At 70.3% G+C, this 18,011-nt stretch carries 16 protein-coding genes; 9 read left to right on the top strand and 7 right to left on the bottom strand.

What is annotated here, in order from left to right:
• Positions 1 to 16: 16 nt before the first annotated feature.
• Together AB0I94_RS00525 and AB0I94_RS00520 are read right to left on the bottom strand one after the other, a co-directional pair.
• The gene (locus AB0I94_RS00525; RefSeq protein ID WP_363307155.1) at positions 17 to 703 is read right to left on the bottom strand and encodes a hypothetical protein; all 687 of its coding nucleotides are present in this window, start codon (positions 701 to 703) and stop codon (positions 17 to 19) included.
• A 79-nt stretch (positions 704 to 782) separates the two neighbouring features.
• Positions 783 to 2,111 carry a DUF2252 domain-containing protein gene (locus tag AB0I94_RS00520; RefSeq protein ID WP_363307154.1) on the bottom strand — a complete coding sequence of 443 codons (1,329 nt, stop codon included), beginning with the start codon at positions 2,109 to 2,111 and terminating at the stop codon, positions 783 to 785.
• Positions 2,112 to 2,301: 190 nt separating this feature from the next.
• On the opposite strand from AB0I94_RS00520, the gene dnaE reads away from it, so the two are divergent.
• Positions 2,302 to 5,844 (top strand): DNA polymerase III subunit alpha, encoded by a 3,543-nt coding sequence (gene dnaE / locus AB0I94_RS00515; protein ID WP_363307153.1) that lies wholly within the window; start codon positions 2,302 to 2,304, stop codon positions 5,842 to 5,844.
• A gap of 90 nt (positions 5,845 to 5,934) precedes the next feature.
• Here the strand turns inward: dnaE and AB0I94_RS00510 are convergent, their stop codons facing one another.
• Positions 5,935 to 6,120 (bottom strand): hypothetical protein, encoded by a 186-nt coding sequence (locus AB0I94_RS00510; RefSeq protein WP_363307152.1) that lies wholly within the window; start codon positions 6,118 to 6,120, stop codon positions 5,935 to 5,937.
• 236 nt (positions 6,121 to 6,356) lie between these two features.
• Between AB0I94_RS00510 and AB0I94_RS00505 the strand changes: the two genes are divergently transcribed.
• From AB0I94_RS00505 to AB0I94_RS00490, 4 genes are all read left to right on the top strand, one after another.
• On the top strand, positions 6,357 to 7,637 hold the full coding sequence (locus tag AB0I94_RS00505; RefSeq protein WP_363307151.1) for an NYN domain-containing protein: 1,281 nt from the start codon (positions 6,357 to 6,359) through the stop codon (positions 7,635 to 7,637).
• Positions 7,638 to 7,820: 183 nt separating this feature from the next.
• Positions 7,821 to 8,783 carry an ABC transporter ATP-binding protein gene (locus AB0I94_RS00500; protein WP_363307150.1) on the top strand — a complete coding sequence of 321 codons (963 nt, stop codon included), beginning with the start codon at positions 7,821 to 7,823 and terminating at the stop codon, positions 8,781 to 8,783.
• Positions 8,784 to 8,841: 58 nt separating this feature from the next.
• Complete coding sequence (locus AB0I94_RS00495) at positions 8,842 to 9,645, top strand: ABC transporter permease (RefSeq protein WP_363307710.1); 804 nt, start codon at positions 8,842 to 8,844, stop codon at positions 9,643 to 9,645.
• 78 nt (positions 9,646 to 9,723) lie between these two features.
• Positions 9,724 to 10,398: a DUF2567 domain-containing protein gene (locus AB0I94_RS00490; RefSeq protein WP_363307149.1), complete on the top strand. Its 675-nt coding sequence runs from the start codon at positions 9,724 to 9,726 to the stop codon at positions 10,396 to 10,398.
• Between the two features lie 150 nt (positions 10,399 to 10,548).
• Here AB0I94_RS00490 and ybaK read toward each other — a convergent pair whose 3' ends face one another.
• The 4 genes from ybaK to AB0I94_RS00470 form a co-directional block, all read right to left on the bottom strand.
• Positions 10,549 to 11,052: a Cys-tRNA(Pro) deacylase gene (gene ybaK, locus AB0I94_RS00485; protein WP_363307148.1), complete on the bottom strand. Its 504-nt coding sequence runs from the start codon at positions 11,050 to 11,052 to the stop codon at positions 10,549 to 10,551.
• A 17-nt stretch (positions 11,053 to 11,069) separates the two neighbouring features.
• Positions 11,070 to 11,810, bottom strand: a complete 741-nt coding sequence (locus AB0I94_RS00480) for an LON peptidase substrate-binding domain-containing protein (protein ID WP_363307147.1) — start codon at positions 11,808 to 11,810, stop codon at positions 11,070 to 11,072.
• Between the two features lie 11 nt (positions 11,811 to 11,821).
• On the bottom strand, positions 11,822 to 12,829 hold the full coding sequence (locus AB0I94_RS00475) for a hypothetical protein (protein WP_363307146.1): 1,008 nt from the start codon (positions 12,827 to 12,829) through the stop codon (positions 11,822 to 11,824).
• Between the two features lie 168 nt (positions 12,830 to 12,997).
• The gene (locus AB0I94_RS00470) at positions 12,998 to 14,512 is read right to left on the bottom strand and encodes an oxidoreductase (RefSeq protein ID WP_363307709.1); all 1,515 of its coding nucleotides are present in this window, start codon (positions 14,510 to 14,512) and stop codon (positions 12,998 to 13,000) included.
• Between the two features lie 279 nt (positions 14,513 to 14,791).
• Between AB0I94_RS00470 and hisD the strand changes: the two genes are divergently transcribed.
• From hisD to AB0I94_RS00450, 4 genes are read left to right on the top strand one after another with little or no spacing between them, the layout of a single operon-like run.
• Positions 14,792 to 16,117: a histidinol dehydrogenase gene (gene hisD / locus AB0I94_RS00465; protein WP_363307145.1), complete on the top strand. Its 1,326-nt coding sequence runs from the start codon at positions 14,792 to 14,794 to the stop codon at positions 16,115 to 16,117.
• Entirely contained in the window at positions 16,114 to 17,229 is a 1,116-nt protein-coding gene (locus AB0I94_RS00460; protein WP_363307144.1) for a histidinol-phosphate transaminase, read from the top strand. Before hisD ends, AB0I94_RS00460 begins: the two co-directional genes overlap by 4 nt.
• Entirely contained in the window at positions 17,226 to 17,828 is a 603-nt protein-coding gene (gene hisB / locus AB0I94_RS00455; RefSeq protein ID WP_363307143.1) for an imidazoleglycerol-phosphate dehydratase HisB, read from the top strand. The genes AB0I94_RS00460 and hisB overlap by 4 nt, the downstream gene beginning before the upstream one ends.
• Positions 17,829 to 17,832: 4 nt before the next feature.
• The gene (locus AB0I94_RS00450) at positions 17,833 to 17,997 is read left to right on the top strand and encodes a hypothetical protein (protein WP_363307142.1); all 165 of its coding nucleotides are present in this window, start codon (positions 17,833 to 17,835) and stop codon (positions 17,995 to 17,997) included.
• Positions 17,998 to 18,011: the final 14 nt, after the last annotated feature.

The following is an 18,011-nucleotide window of genomic DNA, read 5'->3' as shown; positions in this document are numbered from 1 at the left end:
GTGGGGACGGTGGTGCTCAGGCGAAGACGGCCGAGCACGGCGGTCCACGCCGTCCCACGAAGTGCACGAGAAGCCGCGTACGCGCGGTACGCACCCGGCGCGCGGGGCGCGGGGCCCGCCGGACGGGCCGCGGGCGGATGCCCACCGCGGCGACCGCGACGAACAGCGGCCGGAAGGTGGCGGCGGCCACCGCGCGCAGCACCTGGGCCAGGGCGCGTTCGCCGCGCCGCAGCCAGGCCGCCGCGAGCAGGCCCACCGCGATGTGCGCGCCGAGCAGCAGCCAGGCGGTGCCCGGCTCGGCGTCGGCGAGCAGCACGGCGGCACGGTGTCCGTCACCACCGGTCATCTGGGCCAGCGGCGTGCCGACGCTCGTGCCGCCGCAGAGCACGTCGAAGCCGACGGAGCGCAGCGGGCCCGCCACGGGGCCGCCCGCCTGGCCGTAACAGACGTGCTGCCCCGCGGTGAACACCGTGTCGGCGGCCAGCTCGAGCGGGATCAGCAGGGCGGCTATGCGGCCGTAGCCCCGCTCACGCCCCGCCAGCGCGTACGCGATGACGAAGACCGCGGCGGAGATCACGGCGACGGTGACCAGCGGCAGCGGGGCGCGGGACAGCAGCACGTGCGACGCGGCGGAGAGCGTCACGACGAGCGCCGTGAAGAGCGCCGCGCGCACGGCTCTGAGCTGGGTCCCGGATATGTCCATAGCGCAGCCGAGTGTGCCATGTGCTCGCGTAAGGCAGCCCTAAAGGGTGCCTATGAGTTGCACGGCGTCGTCTTCGTGCCTACAGACCCGGAATCCGGCCGTTGCGGAACAGGTCGACGAAGATCTGGTGGTCCCTGCGGGCACGCGCGCCGTACTCGTGCGCGAAGTCCACGAGGAGGTCCCCGAAGCTCTCTTCGTCCGCCGCGATGGCGGCGTCGATGGCACGCTCCGTGGAGAACGGCACCAGGTCCGAGTGGCCGCTCTCGTCGTCCGCGGCGGAGTGCATCGTGGCGGTGGCGCGGCCCAGGTCGGCGATGACCGCGGCGATCTCCTCCCAGTCGTCGATGTCCGACCAGTCCAGGTCCACGGCGTACGGAGAGACCTCGGCGACCAGCTGCCCGGAGCCGTCCAGCTCGGTCCAGCCCAGCCACGGGTCGGCGTGCGCCTGGAGCGCGCGCTGCGAGATGACCGTGCGGTGGCCCTCGTGCTGGAAGTAGTCGCGGACCGCGCCGTCGGTGATGTGCCGCGAGACGGCCGGGGTCTGCGCCTGCTTGAGGTAGATCACGACGTCGTTCTCCAGCGCGTCGCTGTTGCCCTCCAGGAGGATGTTGTACGAGGGCAGTCCCGCGGAGCCGATGCCGATGCCGCGTCGGCCGACCACGTCCTTGACCCGGTAGGAGTCGGGGCGGGTGAGCGAGGAGTCGGGCAGCGTCTCCAGATATCCGTCGAAGGCGGCGAGGACCTTGTACCGCGTGGCCGCGTCGAGCTCGATGGAGCCGCCGCCAGGGGCGAAGCGGCGCTCGAAGTCGCGGATCTCCGTCATGGAGTCCAGGAGGCCGAAGCGGGTCAGCGAGCGGGCGTCGCGCAGCGCGTCCAGGAGCGGCCCCTGGGCGGTGTCCAGGGTGAAGGGCGGCACCTCGTCGCTCTTGGCGCCGGTCGCCAGGTCGTGGATCCGCTCGCGGTACGCCGCGGCGTAGATCCGCACCAGGTCGGTGATCTGCTCGTCGCTGAGCGCCTTCGTGTACCCGATCAGGGCGACGGAGGCCGCAAAGCGCTTCAGGTCCCAGGTGAAGGGGCCGACGTACGCCTCGTCGAAGTCGTTCACGTTGAAGATCAGGCGGCCCTGGGCGTCCATGTACGTGCCGAAGTTCTCCGCGTGCAGGTCGCCGTGGATCCACACCCGGCCCGTGCGCTCGTCCAGGTAAGGACCGCCGTGCTGCTCGCGCTCCAGGTCCCCGTAGAAGAGGCAGGCCGTGCCGCGGTAGAACGCGAAGGCGGAACCGGCCATCTTCCTGAACTTCACCCGGAACGCGGCGGGGTCCGCGGCAAGCAGCTCGCCGAACGCGGTGTCGAAGACGGAGAGGATCTGCTCGCCGCGCTGCTCAGCGGTGGGCTGCGGTTCCGACATCGCGGGGTGCCTCCAGGTAACAGGTGGTGCCAGGTGGTGCATGACATTTTGGACAGGTGCTCCGACCAGTCCAACGCACGACGGTACCCCCGAGTGCCCGGCGGTTGTCAGCGCCGCGGATTAGACTTCCCCGCTGTCCCCCCAGACTGCCCGCAGCCTGTCACCGATAGTTCTCCGGAGGCCTCCCGCCGTGACCAAGCCGCCCTTTACGCACCTCCACGTCCACACCCAGTACTCGCTGCTGGACGGTGCCGCGCGGCTCAAGGACATGTTCGACGCCTGTAATGAGATGGGCATGACGCACGTCGCCATGTCCGACCACGGCAACCTCCACGGGGCGTACGACTTCTTCCACTCGGCGCAGAAGGCGGGCGTGACGCCGATCATCGGCATCGAGGCGTACGTGGCGCCCGAATCCCGCCGCAACAAGCGGAAGATCAAGTGGGGCCAGCCGCACCAGAAGCGTGACGACGTGTCCGGTTCGGGTGGTTACACCCACAAGACGATCTGGGCGGCGAACAACACCGGTCTGCACAATCTCTTCCGGCTGTCCTCGGACGCGTACGCCGAGGGCTGGCTGCAGAAGTGGCCGCGCATGGACAAGGAGACGATCTCCCAGTGGTCGGAGGGCCTGATCGCCTCCACCGGCTGCCCCTCGGGAGAGCTCCAGACCCGCCTGCGCCTCGGGCAGTTCGACGAGGCGGTGAAGGCCGCCGCCGAGTACCAGGACATCTTTGGCAAGGACCGGTACTTCCTGGAGCTGATGGACCACGGCATCGACATCGAGCGCCGGGTCCGTGACGACCTGCTCCGGGTCGGCAAGAAGCTCGGCATCCCGCCCCTGGTGACGAACGACTCGCACTACACGTACGCGCACGAGTCCGTCGCGCACGACGCCCTGCTCTGCATCCAGACCGGCAAGAACCTCTCGGACCCCGACCGCTTCCGCTTCGACGGCACCGGCTACTACCTGAAGTCGACGGACGAGATGTACGCCATCGACTCCTCGGACGCCTGGCAGGAGGGCTGCCGCAACACGCTCCTGGTGGCCGAGCAGATCGACACCACCGGCATGTTCGAGAAGCGCGACCTCATGCCGAAGTTCGACATCCCGGAGGGCTTCACCGAGGTCACCTGGTTCCAGGAGGAGGTCCGCCGCGGCATGGAGCGCCGCTATCCGGGCGGTGTCCCCGAGGACCGGCAGCAGCAGGCCGAGTACGAGATGGACATCATCATCCAGATGGGGTTCCCGGGGTACTTCCTCGTGGTCGCCGACTTCATCATGTGGGCCAAGAACAACGGCATCGCGGTGGGCCCCGGCCGTGGCTCCGCGGCCGGCTCGATCGTCGCGTACGCCATGGGCATCACCGACCTCGACCCCATCACGCACGGCCTGATCTTCGAGCGGTTCCTCAACCCCGAGCGCGTGTCCATGCCCGATGTCGACATCGACTTCGACGAGCGCAGGCGCGTCGAGGTGATCCGGTACGTGACGGAGAAGTACGGCGCCGACAAGGTCGCCATGATCGGCACGTACGGCAAGATCAAGGCGAAGAACGCCATCAAGGACTCCGCGCGCGTGCTCGGATATCCGTACGCGATGGGTGACCGCCTCACCAAGGCGATGCCCGCCGACGTCCTGGGCAAGGGCATCGACCTCTCCGGCATCACCGACCCCAAGCACCCGCGCTACAGCGAGGCGGGCGAGATCCGGGCGATGTACGAGAACGAGCCGGACGTGAAGAAGGTCATCGACACCGCCAAGGGTGTGGAGGGCCTGGTCCGGCAGATGGGCGTGCACGCGGCCGGCGTGATCATGTCCAGCGAGCCGATCGTGGACCACGCGCCGATCTGGGTGCGGCACACGGACGGCGTGACGATCACGCAGTGGGACTACCCCCAGTGCGAGGCGCTCGGCCTGCTCAAGATGGACTTCCTGGGTCTGCGAAACCTGACCATCATGGACGACGCCGTCAAGATGGTGCGCAACGACAAGGGCATCGACCTGGAGATGCTCTCGCTCCCGCTGGACGACCCGAAGACGTTCGAACTGCTCTGCCGCGGTGACACGCTCGGCGTCTTCCAGTTCGACGGCGGCCCGATGCGTTCGCTGCTTCGCCAGATGCAGCCCGACAACTTCGAGGACATCTCCGCCGTATCGGCCCTGTACCGACCGGGCCCGATGGGCATGAACTCGCACATCAACTACGCGGAGCGCAAGAACGGCCGCCAGGAGATCACGCCGATCCACCCGGAGCTCGAAGAGCCCCTGAAGGAGACGCTCGGTCTGACCTACGGCCTCATCGTGTACCAGGAGCAGGTGCAGAAGGCCGCGCAGATCATCGCCGGCTACTCCCTCGGCGAAGCCGACATCCTGCGCCGCGTGATGGGCAAGAAGAAGCCCGACGAGCTGGCGAAGAACTTCGTCCTCTTCCAGGAGGGAGCGAAGAAGAACGGCTACTCGGACGCCGCGATCCAGGCCCTGTGGGACGTCCTGGTCCCCTTCGCCGGATACGCGTTCAACAAGGCGCACTCCTCCGCGTACGGCCTCGTCACGTACTGGACGGCCTATCTCAAGGCGAACTACCCCGCCGAGTACATGGCCGCGCTGCTCACCTCGGTGAAGGACGACAAGGACAAGTCGGCCATCTACCTGAACGAGTGCCGGCGCATGGGCATCAAGGTCCTGCCGCCCAACGTGAACGAGTCCGTGCACAACTTCGCCGCCCAGGGCGACGACGTGATCCTCTTCGGCCTGGAGGCCGTCCGCAACGTCGGCACGAACGTGGTCGAGTCGATCGTCCGCTCCCGCAAGGCCAAGGGGAAGTTCGCCTCCTTCCCCGACTACCTCGACAAGGTCGAGGCCGCCGCCTGCAACAAGCGGACCACGGAGTCACTGATCAAGGCGGGCGCCTTCGACACCATGGGGCACACCCGCAAGGGCCTGACCGCGCAGTACGAACCCATGATCGACAACGTGGTGCAGGTCAAGCGCAAGGAGGCGGAAGGGCAGTTCGACCTCTTCGGTGGGATGGGCGACGAGTCCGGCGGGGACGAGCCGGGCTTCGGGCTCGACGTGGAGTTCTCCACCGACGAGTGGGAGAAGACGTACCTGCTCGCCCAGGAGCGGGAGATGCTCGGTCTGTACGTCTCCGACCACCCCCTGTTCGGCCTGGAACACGTCCTGTCCGACAAGGCCGACGCGGGCATCGGACAACTCACCGGCGGGGACTACTCGGACGGCTCGATCGTCACCATCGGCGGCATCATCTCCGGCCTCCAGCGCAAGATGACCAAGCAGGGCAACGCCTGGGCGATCGCGACCGTCGAGGACCTCGCGGGCTCCATCGAGTGCATGTTCTTCCCGGCGACGTACCAGCTGGTGTCGACGCAACTCGTCGAGGACGCCGTGGTGTTCGTCAAGGGCCGCCTCGACAAGCGCGAGGACGTGCCGCGCCTGGTCGCGATGGAGCTCCAGGTCCCCGACCTGTCGAACGCGGGCACCAACGCGCCCGTCCTGATCACCATCCCGACGGTGAAGGTGACCCCGCCGATGGTCAGCCGCCTCGGCGAGATCCTCAGCCACCACCGCGGCAACAGCGAGGTGCGGATCAAGCTCCAGGGGTCCCAGAAGACGACGGTGCTGCGCCTCGACCGTCACCGCGTACAACCGGATCCCGCCCTTTTCGGTGACCTGAAGGTACTGCTCGGCCCGTCCTGCCTGGCCGGGTAGGTCACTCCGTCAGGCACTGGAGAAGCACAAGAAAGGGGCGCACCCGGAATTCCGGGGTGCGCCCCTTCACGCTTATCCGCCTGTGTGGCGTCAGTTGTGGCCGAAGCGGCGCTGGTGCTTGCGCGCGACCTCGGCCGGGCTGCCCTGTGCCTGCACGTTGGACTGCACGCGCTGCTCGGCATGGTCCGCGGACGACTTGGCCTGCTCCTGGGCCTGCTCCGCGGCCGAAGCGCGGTTCTGGTCGCCACCCTGCTTACGGTTCTTGTTCTTGGCCATGGTGATCTTCCTCCTGAGGGGGATCTGGGGGCCAGGACGCGACCAGATTCACATATGGCGACAACCTGCGCATTTCAGAGAATTACCGTGCGTAATAAGCCCTGTCGGAGAGGGAAGCCGAGATACGCCACGCCGAAGATCGAGTTCCGGCCGTTAACCTCCCCAGGGTCGGGCAGACTCGAAGGAAACCCGAACCATTACTTCCAGGGAATCTCCAGGGAAAGAGGGTGGATCGCGTGGACCGCTGCATCGTCCTGGTGGACGCCGGGTATCTGCTGGGTGCCGCCGCGAGTCTCCTCGCGGGCGAGCCGTCCCGGTCCCGGATCACCGTCGATCACACCGCCCTGATCCAGGGCATCCGTGAGCGCGCCGAATCCGACACCGAGCGCCCCCTGCTCCGGATCTACTGGTTCGACGGAGCCCCCGACCGCGTACCGCAGCCCGAGCACCGCAGGCTGCGCGTGATGCCCCGCGTGACGGTGCGGCTCGGCGCCCTGACCCGCAGCGACGGACGGTGGGCCCAGAAGGGCGTCGACGCCGCCATGCATGCCGAGCTGACCGAGCTGGCCCGCAACCGCGCCTGCTCGGACATCGTGCTCGTCACCGGCGACGGGGACCTGCTGCCGGGCATGATGGCCGCCAAGGAACACGGCGTCGCCGTCCACCTGTGGGCCGTCCAGGCCGCCGACGGCGACTACAACCAGTCCGAGGACCTCGTGGCCGAGGCCGACGAGCGGCGCGTCCTGGACCGGGCCTGGATCACCAAGGCCGTACGCCCCAAGGAGCTCACCGGCGTCTGCGCGCCCTCTCCCGCCCCGCGCCCCGAGATCGCCGCCATCCTCTCCGCCCCCCTGCCGGAGTCCGCGCTCGCGGCCAGCGCCCAGCGGGCCGCCGACGAGGCCGCCGGAGTCGGCCGGCACGGCCATGACGGGCAGCACGCCCAGGACGGCCGGCACCCCGAAGCCGGGGCCAACGGCGACAGCGGCGGCGCCCACCACATCCCGCCGGGCAAGGGCGTGCCCACCCCCAAGGACCTGGCCGCCCTGCGCGGCCCCGGTACCCAGGCCGCACAGCACCCCACCAACGCCACACTGCGCTGGTCCTCCGACAAGGGCTGGGTCGAGCGCCCCGGCGGCGCCGCGGAGAGCCCGGAGGCCGCCGCCCTGCCGACACTCGCCCAGCTGACGACGGCCGAGCAGCGCTGGGCGGACCGCGAGGAGGACATCACCACCGTCGGCGGCGACCCCTTCGAGGTCGGGCAGGTGTTCGCGCGCCGCTGGATGGCCCGCCTGCCGGAACAGCACAACCTGCAGAAACTCTCGACGATGTACCCGCGCATCCCGCACCGCGTAGACGGCGAGCTCCTGCGGTACGCGGCCCGCTTCGGCCTGCTCGCGCACAAGGACGACCAGATCGACGAACACGACCGGTACGCGATCAGGGCGGGCTTCTGGCGCGAGATCGACGTCCACACGGCGGTGGAGCACGCACCGGTGGGCGACCGCTCCGGCGAGTGACCGAACGGGCACGCGAACGAGTGACGGAACACCACCGCAGATGACTGATACGGGGCGTACGGGGCGCCCCGGGCGTCGTACCGGCCACGGGACCCCGTACCCTCGTCCTTCGTGAGTACGCGCTCGGCACAGGCAGTCCGACAGGGACTCCGACAGGGTCACGGCAGTGATGTCGTCTGCGCGGTGCGCGACCTCGTCAAGACGTATCCCGCCGCCCGCGGCAGGCGCGGCAAGCCCGCGACACCCGAGGTGCGCGCCAGCGACAACGTCAGCCTGGAGGTCAGGCGCGGCGAGATCTTCGGCCTTCTCGGACCCAACGGCGCCGGCAAGTCCACCCTCGTACGTCAGCTGACCGGCCTGATGCGGCCCGACAGCGGAAGCGTCGAGATCCTCGGGCACGACATCCTGCGCCACCCCCAGCGGGCCGCGCGGATCCTCGCGTACCTGGGACAGGAGTCCACCGCGCTCGACGAGCTGACGGTCTCGCTAGCCGTCGAGACGACCGCACGGCTGCGCGGCCTCGACGTGCGCTCGGCGCGGGCCGAGCGGGACGGCGTACTCGAAGAACTCGCGCTCACCGGCCTCGCGTCGCGCCCCCTGAAGAAGCTTTCCGGCGGGCAGCGCAGGCTCGCCTGCTTCGCCACCGCCCTGGTGGGGGAGCGGCCGCTCCTCGTCCTCGACGAGCCGACGACCGGCATGGACCCCATCGCGCGCCGCGCCGTCTGGGGCGCGGTCGACCGGCGCAGGGCCGAGCACGGCGCGACGGTGGTGCTCGTCACCCACAACGTCATCGAGGCCGAGACCGTCCTGGATCGCGTCGCCGTGCTCGACCACGGCAAGGTCATCGCCTGCGACACCCCGGTGGGGCTGAAGGAACAGGTCGCGGGCGAGGTGCGCGTCGAGCTCGTCTGGCGGGAGCGGGCGCCGCTCGACGTCCCCGAGGTGGCCGCGCTGCGCTCGTCCGCGGTGGAGTCCGGCCGGCGCTGGTCCCTGCGGCTCGCCCCCGACGAGGCACGGGCGGCCGTCGCGGCGGTCACCGGCGGTGCCGCCTTCGCCGCGCTGGACGACTTCACCTTGGCCACACCGAGCTTGGAGGACGTGTATCTCGCCCTGGGCGGGAACGGGGAAGGGCTGGTGAAGGCGTGAGCTTCACCGGGCGGATGAACAGCGACAGCAGGAGGACCGTTCGGTGAGTGCCGTTCCCCTGGAAGCGGCCGTACGGGCCGACGACCGTGAGTGGCAGGCCGAGGCCGCCGAGCCCCTGGGGCCCCGGGCGCGGCTGTTTCCCGCGCTCGCGGCCGTCTACCGGGCGCAGCTGTCCCGGGCGCGCGTCGCGCGCATCCCGCTGCTCTTCGTGGCCACCTTCCAGTCCGTCGGGATCATGATCCTCATGCGGGGCGTCGTCGACGGGGGCGGTGAGGCGCGCGCCGTCGTCGCCGGGTCCTCCGTGCTCGTCGTGGCGTTCGTCGCGCTCAACCTGCTCGCGCAGTACTTCGGGCAGCTACGGTCCGACGGAGGGCTCGACCACTACGCCACGCTGCCCGTGCCGCCCGCCGCGGTGGTCCTCGGGGCCGCGGCGGCCTACGCCTCGTTCACCGTGCCGGGCACACTCGTCACCGCGGTCGTCGGGTGCGCTCTGTTCGGGCTGCCGATGGCGAACCTCTGGGTGCTCGCCGCGGTGATCCCGCTGGCCGGTGCCGCGCTCGCCGGACTCGGTGCCGCCCTCGGCCTGCTCGCACCCCGCCCCGAACTGGCCACACTGCTCGGCCAGTTGGGCATGTCGGCGGCGCTGCTCCTCGGTGTGCTCCCGGCCGAGCGGATGCCTGAGTTCCTGCAGTACGCGCGTGACCTGCTGCCCTCGACGTACGGAGTCGAGGCGTTCGCCCATACCTTCGGGCCGCACCCGGACTGGGCGATCGTCGTCCTCGATCTCGCGGTCTGCGCGGGGGTCGGCGTCGCCTCGCTCGCGATCGCCACCTGGGCCTACCGCCGTGCGGCCGTGCGCTGACGCGGTCGTTGCCGTGCGACGAAGCCGTCCTCAGGCAGTGGTGAAGCGGTCCTCAGGCAGTACTGGCACCATGTGTGGGTGACTGCACCGCTGACGCCCTCCCAGCCGCCCCACGACCGGCCCCCGCACGACCCCTGGCAGCAAGCCGCTCAGCCGTCCGGAGCCGTTCTCCCGCCGACGGACGAGGAGGACGGGCCCGACATGAAGACCGAAGTGCGGCAAGCGGCGGTGATCGCGATCGTGGTGGCCGTGTGTGGCGTCCTGCTCGGGCTGCTGTGGCTGTGGCTCGCGCCCCGCGTGCCGTTGATCGCCGACAGCGACACGGTGTACCTGAAGGACACCGAGGGGGAGCAGGCGATCGGGGTCGACGGAACGTTCACTCTGCTCGCGCTCGCGTTCGGCGCGGTGAGCGGCGCCGTGGTCTTCCTGCTGCGCAGGCGGGGCGGCATTCCGCTGGTCGTCGGGCTGACGGCCGGGAGCCTGCTGGGGGGCGTGCTCGCCTGGCGGCTGGGGATCTTCCTCGGGCCCGAGACGGATGTAGTCGCCCACGCGAAGTCCGTGGGCAAGGGCGTGGCGTTCGACGCCCCCATGGAGCTCAAGGCCAAGGGCGCGCTGCTCGCCTGGCCCGTGGCCGCGCTGCTCGTGCACCTGGGTCTTACCGGGCTCTTCGGGCCGCGGGACCCCGAGCCGTACCCCCTGCCCCACGGGGACCCCGGGCGGACAGAGGGCGGCTCGGACTCGGCCGGGGCGTGAGACCGCCCTGGTTGCCGGCCGGGATCCTGGTGACGTCAGGCGGGGCGCCTTCCGTGGTTCGCCTTGCCCTTGCGCACCCGCCACTTCCTCTTGCGCGTCTTCTTCGACATGAGGGTGGTACTAGTCGAACTCGCGGCCCCCGTCGAGAGCCTATTCACGCCCGATCGGGGCCAGTACCGCGCCCGTGAGGCGCGCCAGGTCACCGGGGGCCAGTTCCACTTCCAGGCCCCGGCGGCCCGCCGAGACGCAGATCGTGGCGTGCGAGGATGCCGAGTCGTCCAGGACCGTGCGGAGCTTCTTGCGCTGGCCCAGCGGCGAGATGCCGCCCCGTACGTACCCCGTGGTGCGTTCGGCGGCCGCGGGGTCCGCCATCACCGCGCGCTTGCCGGAGACCGCCGTGGCCAGGGCCTTGAGGTTCAAGCTGCCCGCCACCGGGACCACGGCCACCGTCAGCTCGCCGTCCACCTCCGCTACCAGGGTCTTGAAGACCCGGTCGGGGGAGACGCCCATGGCCTGCGCCGCCTCCTCGCCGTACGAGGGGTGCGCGGGGTCGTGCTCGTAGGCGTGGACGGTGTGGTCGGCGCCCGCCGCGGTGAGGGCCACCGTCGCCGGGGTGCCGCCGCCCGACTGCTGTTTCTTCTGCTTCTTCGCCAAAGCGCTCCCGCCTTACGTCAGTTGAGACTGGTGGTGCCGCGCGTGAGGTCCGTCGCGGGCAACGACGGCAGGTTACGGATGATCGCGGTCTCGGCGCGAAGGACTTTCAGCTCGTCGTGCAGGCGCGACGCCGTGTCGGGCGCCTCCAGGAGCCGCTGCTTCGTGGGGGTGTCGAGGACGGCGGCGGCCGCGACCAGATACGACACCACGGACGGGTCGTCCGGCAGTTCCGCGCCCGTGGAAAGGGACCGCTCACGCGCCCCGGCAAGACGCTTCTGGTAGGCGCGGAAGGCCCGCAGGACGCCCTCGGCAAGCGCGCCCGCCTCCTCGCCCGGCTCCTCGGGCAGCTCCTCGACCTCCGCGGTCAGGAAGGCGCCCGATGCGTCCACGGAATGCAGGCGTACGCGGGTGGTGCCGGTGGCGAGCACCTCGAAGCCGCCGTCGGCGCGCTCCCTGATCGTCGCCGCGTCCGCGATGCAGCCCACCGCGTGGAAGGCCTTGAGCGGGTCGTCGCCGAAGCCGGCGGTCGGGCCCTGCTCGGGCTGCGCGGTGGGGTCCGGGAGCCCCGGGGCGCTCGGCGCCACCTCGAGGCCGTCGCGGATCGCGACGACCGCGAACAGGCGCTGTTCCTCCTCGGGAGTCTTGAGCAGGTCGCGCATCATGGCGCGATAGCGCTCCTCGAACACGTTCAACGGGAGCACGAGTCCCGGGAACAGCACCGAGTTGAGCGGGAAGAGCGGAAGCCGGACGGTGGTCACGAGCTGCAAGCCTAATGGTCTTTGGCGCCCGCACGTCCGCCACCGGTGCGCAGCGGGGTCCCGGAGGCCACCTCGATGCGTACGCCGTCGCGCAGCTCCAGGAACTGGCCGAGCGGATCGTCGGACATGCGGTCCCAGGGGAAGGAGGTCGCACAGGGCCCGATGAGACGCATTTGTTCGAGGGCGTCGCTCCACCGCTCCAGGCGTACGAGGACGAACGCGAGGACGTTGCGGACCTCCGCGGGCCACGGGTCCCCGGCCTCGTACTCCCGGGACAGGGCGATCCCGAGGTCGGCCGCGGCGTCCAGACGCTCGCGCGGCACGCTCCCCGAAGCGCTGGTGAGGTACGCGTACGCCGCCCGCGCGGGCAGGGCCTGGATCAGCGAGCCGGGCAGCGCGTCCCGGGCGGCCTGCTCGGCGAAGTCGAAGCACTCGCGGTGGGAGCCGTACCAGGACGCCGAGAGGTACTGGAGCGCCGAGGCGTGGCAGCCGTAGTGGTGCGAGGAGCGGTGCACCGCCTCGGCCCGGAGCGCGTCGAAGACCGAGTGCGGGGCATGGGTGCCGCGCGCGTGGTCCAGGGCGATCCGCCACGGCACGGGGTCGCGCGGGTCCGCCTCGGCGGCAGCGGTGATCAGGGGCGCCGTCTCGCGAAGGAGCTCGGCGCGGGCGGGCGACTCCCAGCCGCGGACGACCGCGAGCTCGGCCCTGACCAGCAGCGCGTCCGGGTCGTGCGGCGCGGCGGCCTGCCAGTCGTCGAACCACTCGGAGCGGGAGCGGGCGAAGGCGGCCAGACGCGTCGTGTAGCGGTCGCGGTTCTCCCATTCGTTGCCCTCGCGCGTCATGGCGAGCAGCTTGGCGGCGGGGCCGTAGTCGCCGCGGCCCGCGGCGACCAGCGCGGGGCCGAGCCGGTCGTCGGGCGCGTCGAGGAGCACCTCGTCGTCGGGGGTCAGACCGGCGGCGAGGAGCGGGGTGTTCCTGACCATGCGTGCGGTGCGGATCAGGGCGCGCAGAAATGCCATCGTGTGGGTATTGAAATCCGCAGGTCGAGGCAGTGCCAGGGGGCGGCCGGTGACGCTTTCGCATCGGTCGTTCGGTTGCCTGACACGTGGTCAAGGGCAAGTAAAATCTCTGCTTCTCGGTGGGCTTCCGGTGGGCTCGGTAGGCTCAAGGGGCCCCGCCAGCGACACTCAGTTCCTCCGCAGCAGCCTCGTCGCCCCCGCCGCGACCGTCGTCGCGAGCACCCAGCCGAGCAGGATCAGGATGGCCGCGAACCACTGCCAGCCGCCACGAAGCTGCCAGTAGCTGTCCTGGCCGAGGTTGATGACCGGGAGCAGCAGGTCGAGGGAGAAGAGGGCGGGGTTCCAGTTCGGATGCTCGCCCGGTTTGATCGCCGGGTGGTCGGCGCGGGAGAAGGCCACCGCGCTCACCGCCCAGAGCACCGCCATCCAGAGGGCGGCGCGGCCCGGCCGGTAGCCGTAGGCCACCGTCCAGTCCTGGGCGAAGCCCCAGAGCTTCGCCGCGAGCGGCAGGGTCTCGCGGCGTCTGCGCTGCTTGGCGAGCAGGACTTCGCGGGCATCGGCGTCCTCGCCGCCGTTGCGCAGGACGGCGGCCAGCTTCTCGTACGGCTCGGGGTTGTACTCGGCGGTCGCGGCCGCCACCCAGCTCAGCCGCCGGGAGAGCGGGAAGCTGCCCTGCGGGACGAGGCTCTCGTAGCTGAAGCCGCCCATCTGGAGGCCGCCTGGGCCGGGCCAGCTGGTCGACTTGTCGATCAGGGTGACGACCTTGGCGCCGGACAGAATGACCTTGCCGCGCTGCGGGGCCTCGCCGAGGAAGCGCAGCTCGGGGGTCTGGACGCGGCGCAGCGAGACCTCCTGGTCGTTCTCCAGGGTGAAGCGCGCCTGAGCCAGGTCGACGGCGTCCCCGAAGCGCCCGTCGTCGAGCCGGATGCCGCCCTGGCACTCGAAGCGCTGGACGCGGGTGCCGCGCGGGGGAGTGGTGCCGCTGGTCATGGGGGGATCGCCGAGCGCGGCGGGGGTCATGTACAGCGTGCGTTCCACGGTCATCTGCGGGGCGTTGAGCGCCCGCTGGCCGTACGGATTGGCGAGCTTGCTGCCGCGCAGGCTGAAGGAGACGCCGACCTTCGCGCCGCGCAGGCTCAGCTGGCCGTGCGACTCCATCATCTCGGCCTGGAGGTCCTGCCCGACCGAGAGTCCGTCGCCCATGATCGAGTTGCCCCGCCGGTCGCGGTAGATCACGGCCTGGTTGATCAGCAGGTCGGTGCCGATCTGGGCGTCCGTGAGCCGCATGCCGTTGTGGATCCGGCAGCGCGGCAGATGCAGGTCGCCCTCCGTGTGCAGGCGGGCCGCCTCCACGCGCGGGATCGAGCAGTTGACGAGGCGCAACGTGGTGAATTTGGCCTCGGGGAGCAGTATTTCCTTCTCGAAGCGGCAGTGCTTCAGCTCCGCGTACGGCACGATCTCGCCGCCCGCCAGATCGAGTACGTCCGTGATCTGGAGGCCCGAGAGCTTCAGTGACGAGACCCGGCCAGAGAGCGCGGGCGGCCCGTCGAGCAGTAGCCAGCACACGATGCGCGCGCGCACGCTGCGCTCCGGACCCCAGGGGTGGCCGCCGTGCGGATCGTCCGCCATCGCGTCCCCCGACCGGAGGTCGTAGACGCTGCCGTTGCGGAAGGCCTGCCACATGCCGATCTCGGCGGCGGTCAGCCCGTCCGGCGGATCACCGGTGCCGGTGTCGTCGACCACTGCTGTTGTCCTCCCCGTACTGCTGCGATGTCATGGCTTCGTACACCTGTTCATGCCCGCTCTGTGACGGGCTGAACGCTAGTGGTGAACGTCGCCTCCCGAAAAGCGAGGGGCGGCGCGAAGCGCTTCAGGCAGGGCGGTGGTGGGTTACGGGCGGGTCCATATCAGCCAGTGATACGGCGTTCGGCCCGGGATTCAGGGTCTGAGAGAATTGGCCATGTGATCTCCCGAATCGATCTGCGCGGTGACGCCCTCCCCGAGGGCCCCGCCCTGCGCGCCCTGCTGCCCCGTGCCGACTTCGACGTCGCGACCGCCCTGGAGAAGGTGCGGCCCATCTGCAAGGACGTGCATCATCGTGGCGACGCGGCGCTGATCGAATACGCGGAGAAGTTCGACGGGGTACGCCTCGCGCAGGTCCGTGTCCCCGCGACCGCCATCGCCGAGGCCCTGGCCGGCCTCGACCCGCTCGTGCGCGAGGCGCTCGAGGAGTCGATCCGCCGCGCCCGCATCGTCCACCGCGAGCAGCGCCGCGCCCCGCACACCACCCAGGTCGTGCCCGGCGGCTCGGTCACCGAGAAGTGGGTTCCGGTCGAGCGCGTCGGGCTCTACGCCCCGGGCGGCCGTTCCGTCTACCCGTCGTCCGTGATCATGAACGCGGTCCCGGCACAGGAGGCGGGCGTCGAGTCGATGGCGCTCGCGTCCCCGCCGCAGAAGGACTTTGACGGCCTTCCGCACCCGACGATCCTCGCCGCCTGCGCGCTCCTCGGCATCGACGAGGTGTACGCCGTGGGCGGCGCCCAGGCCGTCGCGATGTTCGCGTACGGCACCGAGACCTGCGCCCCGGCCAACATGGTCACCGGACCCGGCAACATCTGGGTCGCCGCCGCCAAGCGCTACTTCACCGGGCGCATCGGCATCGACACCGAGGCCGGACCGACCGAGATCGCGGTCCTCGCCGACGACACGGCCGACGCCGTGCACGTCGCCTCCGACCTGATCAGCCAGGCCGAGCACGACCCGCTCGCCGCCGCCGTCCTGGTCACCGACTCCGTGGCCCTGGCCGACGCGGTCGCCAAGGAGCTTCAGCCGCAGGTCGCGGCGACCAAGCACGTCGAGGACCGGATCGTCCCCGCCCTGGCGGGCAGGCAGTCCGCGATCGTGCTGGTCGACGGCGTGGACGAGGGCCTGCGGGTCGTCGACGCGTACGGCGCCGAGCACCTGGAGATCCAGACCGCGGACGCCGCCGCCGTCGCGGACCGCGTGAAGAACGCCGGCGCGATCTTCGTGGGCCCCTGGGCCCCCGTCTCGCTCGGCGACTACTGCGCGGGCTCCAACCACGTCCTGCCGACCGGCGGCTGTGCCTGCCACTCCTCGGGGCTCAGCGTCCAGTCGTTCCTGCGCGGCATCCACATCGTCGACTACACGCGCGACGCGCTCGCCGATGTCGCCCAGCACGTGGTGACGCTCGCCGAGGCCGAGGATCTGCCCGCGCACGGTGCGGCGATCAAGGCGAGGTTCGGATGGAAGGTGCCGGAGAGCAAGTGACCAGGATCGACGACCTTCCCGTACGCGACGAACTGCGCGGGAAGTCCCCCTACGGCGCCCCGCAGCTCGACGTACCCGTACGTCTGAACACGAACGAGAACCCGTACCCGCTCCCCGAGCCGCTCGTCGAGCGCATCGCCGAGCGCGTCCGCGAGGCGGCACGCGACCTCAACCGCTACCCCGACCGCGACGCGGTCGAGCTGCGCACCGAGCTCGCGCGCTACCTCACTGAGACCGGCGGCCACGAGGTCACCCTCGCCCATGTCTGGGCGGCCAACGGCTCGAACGAAGTCATCCAGCAGCTGCTGCAGACCTTCGGCGGGCCCGGCCGTACCGCCATCGGCTTCGAGCCCTCGTACTCGATGCACGGCCTCATCGCGCGCGGCACCGGCACGGGCTGGATCTCAGGCCCCCGCGGCGACGACTTCACGATCGACGTCGAAGCGGCGACGAAGGCCATCGCCGAGAACCAGCCCGACGTCGTCTTCATCACCACGCCCAACAACCCCACGGGCAACGCCGTCTCGGCCGAAACGGTCCTCGCGCTCTACGAAGCCGCGCAGGCCGCGGGGCCCTCGATGGTGGTGATCGACGAGGCGTACGTCGAGTTCAGCCACGGCGACTCGCTGCTCCCGCTGCTCGCGGGGCGGCCGAATCTCGTCGTGTCCCGCACCATGTCGAAGGCCTTCGGCGCGGCGGGACTGCGCCTGGGCTACCTCGCCGCCGACCCCGCGGTCGTCGACGCCGTACAGCTCGTGCGCCTGCCGTATCACTTGTCGGCCGTCACGCAGGCCACCGCGCTGGCCGCCCTGGAGCACACCGACACGCTCCTGAAGTACGTCGAGCAGCTGAAGCGGGAGCGCGACCGGCTGGTGAGCGAGCTGCGTGCGATCGGCTACGAAGTGACCGACTCCGACGCCAACTTCGTCCAGTTCGGGCGGTTCGAGGGCGAAGGAGCCGCCCACGCGGTCTGGCAGCGGATCCTCGACCGGGGCGTCCTGGTCCGGGACAACGGAGTGCCGGGATGGCTGCGGGTCTCCGCAGGAACCCCGGAAGAGAACGACGCGTTCCTCGATGCGGTACGCGAACTCAAGAAGGAGCAGCAGGCATGACTCGCGATCGCCGTGTCGGAAGAACGGAACGGACCACGAAAGAGACGTCGGTCCTCGTCGAGATCGATCTCGACGGCACCGGCAAGGTCGACGTCTCGACGGGTGTCGGTTTCTACGACCACATGCTCGACCAGCTCGGCCGCCACGGCCTCTTCGACCTCACGGTCAAGACCGAGGGCGACCTGCACATCGACACGCACCACACCATCGAGGACACCGCCCTCGCGCTCGGCGCCGCCTTCAAGCAGGCGCTCGGCGACAAGGTGGGCATCTACCGCTTCGGCAACTGCACGGTCCCGCTCGACGAGTCGCTCGCCCAGGTGACCGTCGACCTGAGCGGCCGCCCCTACCTCGTGCACACCGAGCCCGAGACCATGGCGCCGATGATCGGCACGTACGACACGACGATGACCCGGCACATCCTGGAGTCCTTCGTCGCGCAGGCCCAGATCGCCCTGCACGTGCACGTGCCGTACGGCCGCAACGCCCACCACATCGTGGAGTGCCAGTTCAAGGCCCTGGCCCGCGCGCTGCGTTACGCGTCCGAGCGTGACCCGCGCGCCGCCGGAATCCTCCCCTCCACGAAGGGCGCGCTGTAAAGCCATGACCGGTCTGAACACCATCCTGATCGTCGTCGGTCTCTTCCTGATCGGCGGCATCATCTCCTTCGTCAAGCAGGGGATGCCCAAAGGTCTGATCACGCTGCTCTCCATCGCCGCGGTGATGTGCCTGGCGGCGGGGATCATGCGGCTCGACTACTGGAACTGAGGGGCGGACGCGAC

Source organism: Streptomyces sp. NPDC050147 (assembly GCF_040660195.1).
Taxonomy (GTDB): domain Bacteria; phylum Actinomycetota; class Actinomycetes; order Streptomycetales; family Streptomycetaceae; genus Streptomyces.
Note: the sequence above shows the minus strand (reverse complement) of the source record. Positions and strands in the feature narration are given on the sequence as shown.

What these genes read in the sequence shown, in the direction of transcription:
- AB0I94_RS00475 (WP_363307146.1), bottom strand. Translation starts at nt 12,829, where the DNA reads ATGGCATTTCTGCGCGCCCTGATCCGCACCGCACGCATGGTCAGGAAC.
- AB0I94_RS00525 (WP_363307155.1), bottom strand. Translation starts at nt 703, where the DNA reads ATGGACATATCCGGGACCCAGCTCAGAGCCGTGCGCGCGGCGCTCTTC.
- AB0I94_RS00520 (WP_363307154.1), bottom strand. Translation starts at nt 2,111, where the DNA reads ATGTCGGAACCGCAGCCCACCGCTGAGCAGCGCGGCGAGCAGATCCTC.
- AB0I94_RS00470 (WP_363307709.1), bottom strand. Translation starts at nt 14,512, where the DNA reads ATGTGGCAGGCCTTCCGCAACGGCAGCGTCTACGACCTCCGGTCGGGG.
- AB0I94_RS00510 (WP_363307152.1), bottom strand. Translation starts at nt 6,120, where the DNA reads ATGGCCAAGAACAAGAACCGTAAGCAGGGTGGCGACCAGAACCGCGCT.
- AB0I94_RS00450 (WP_363307142.1), top strand. Translation starts at nt 17,833, where the DNA reads ATGACCGGTCTGAACACCATCCTGATCGTCGTCGGTCTCTTCCTGATC.
- hisB (WP_363307143.1), top strand. Translation starts at nt 17,226, where the DNA reads ATGACTCGCGATCGCCGTGTCGGAAGAACGGAACGGACCACGAAAGAG.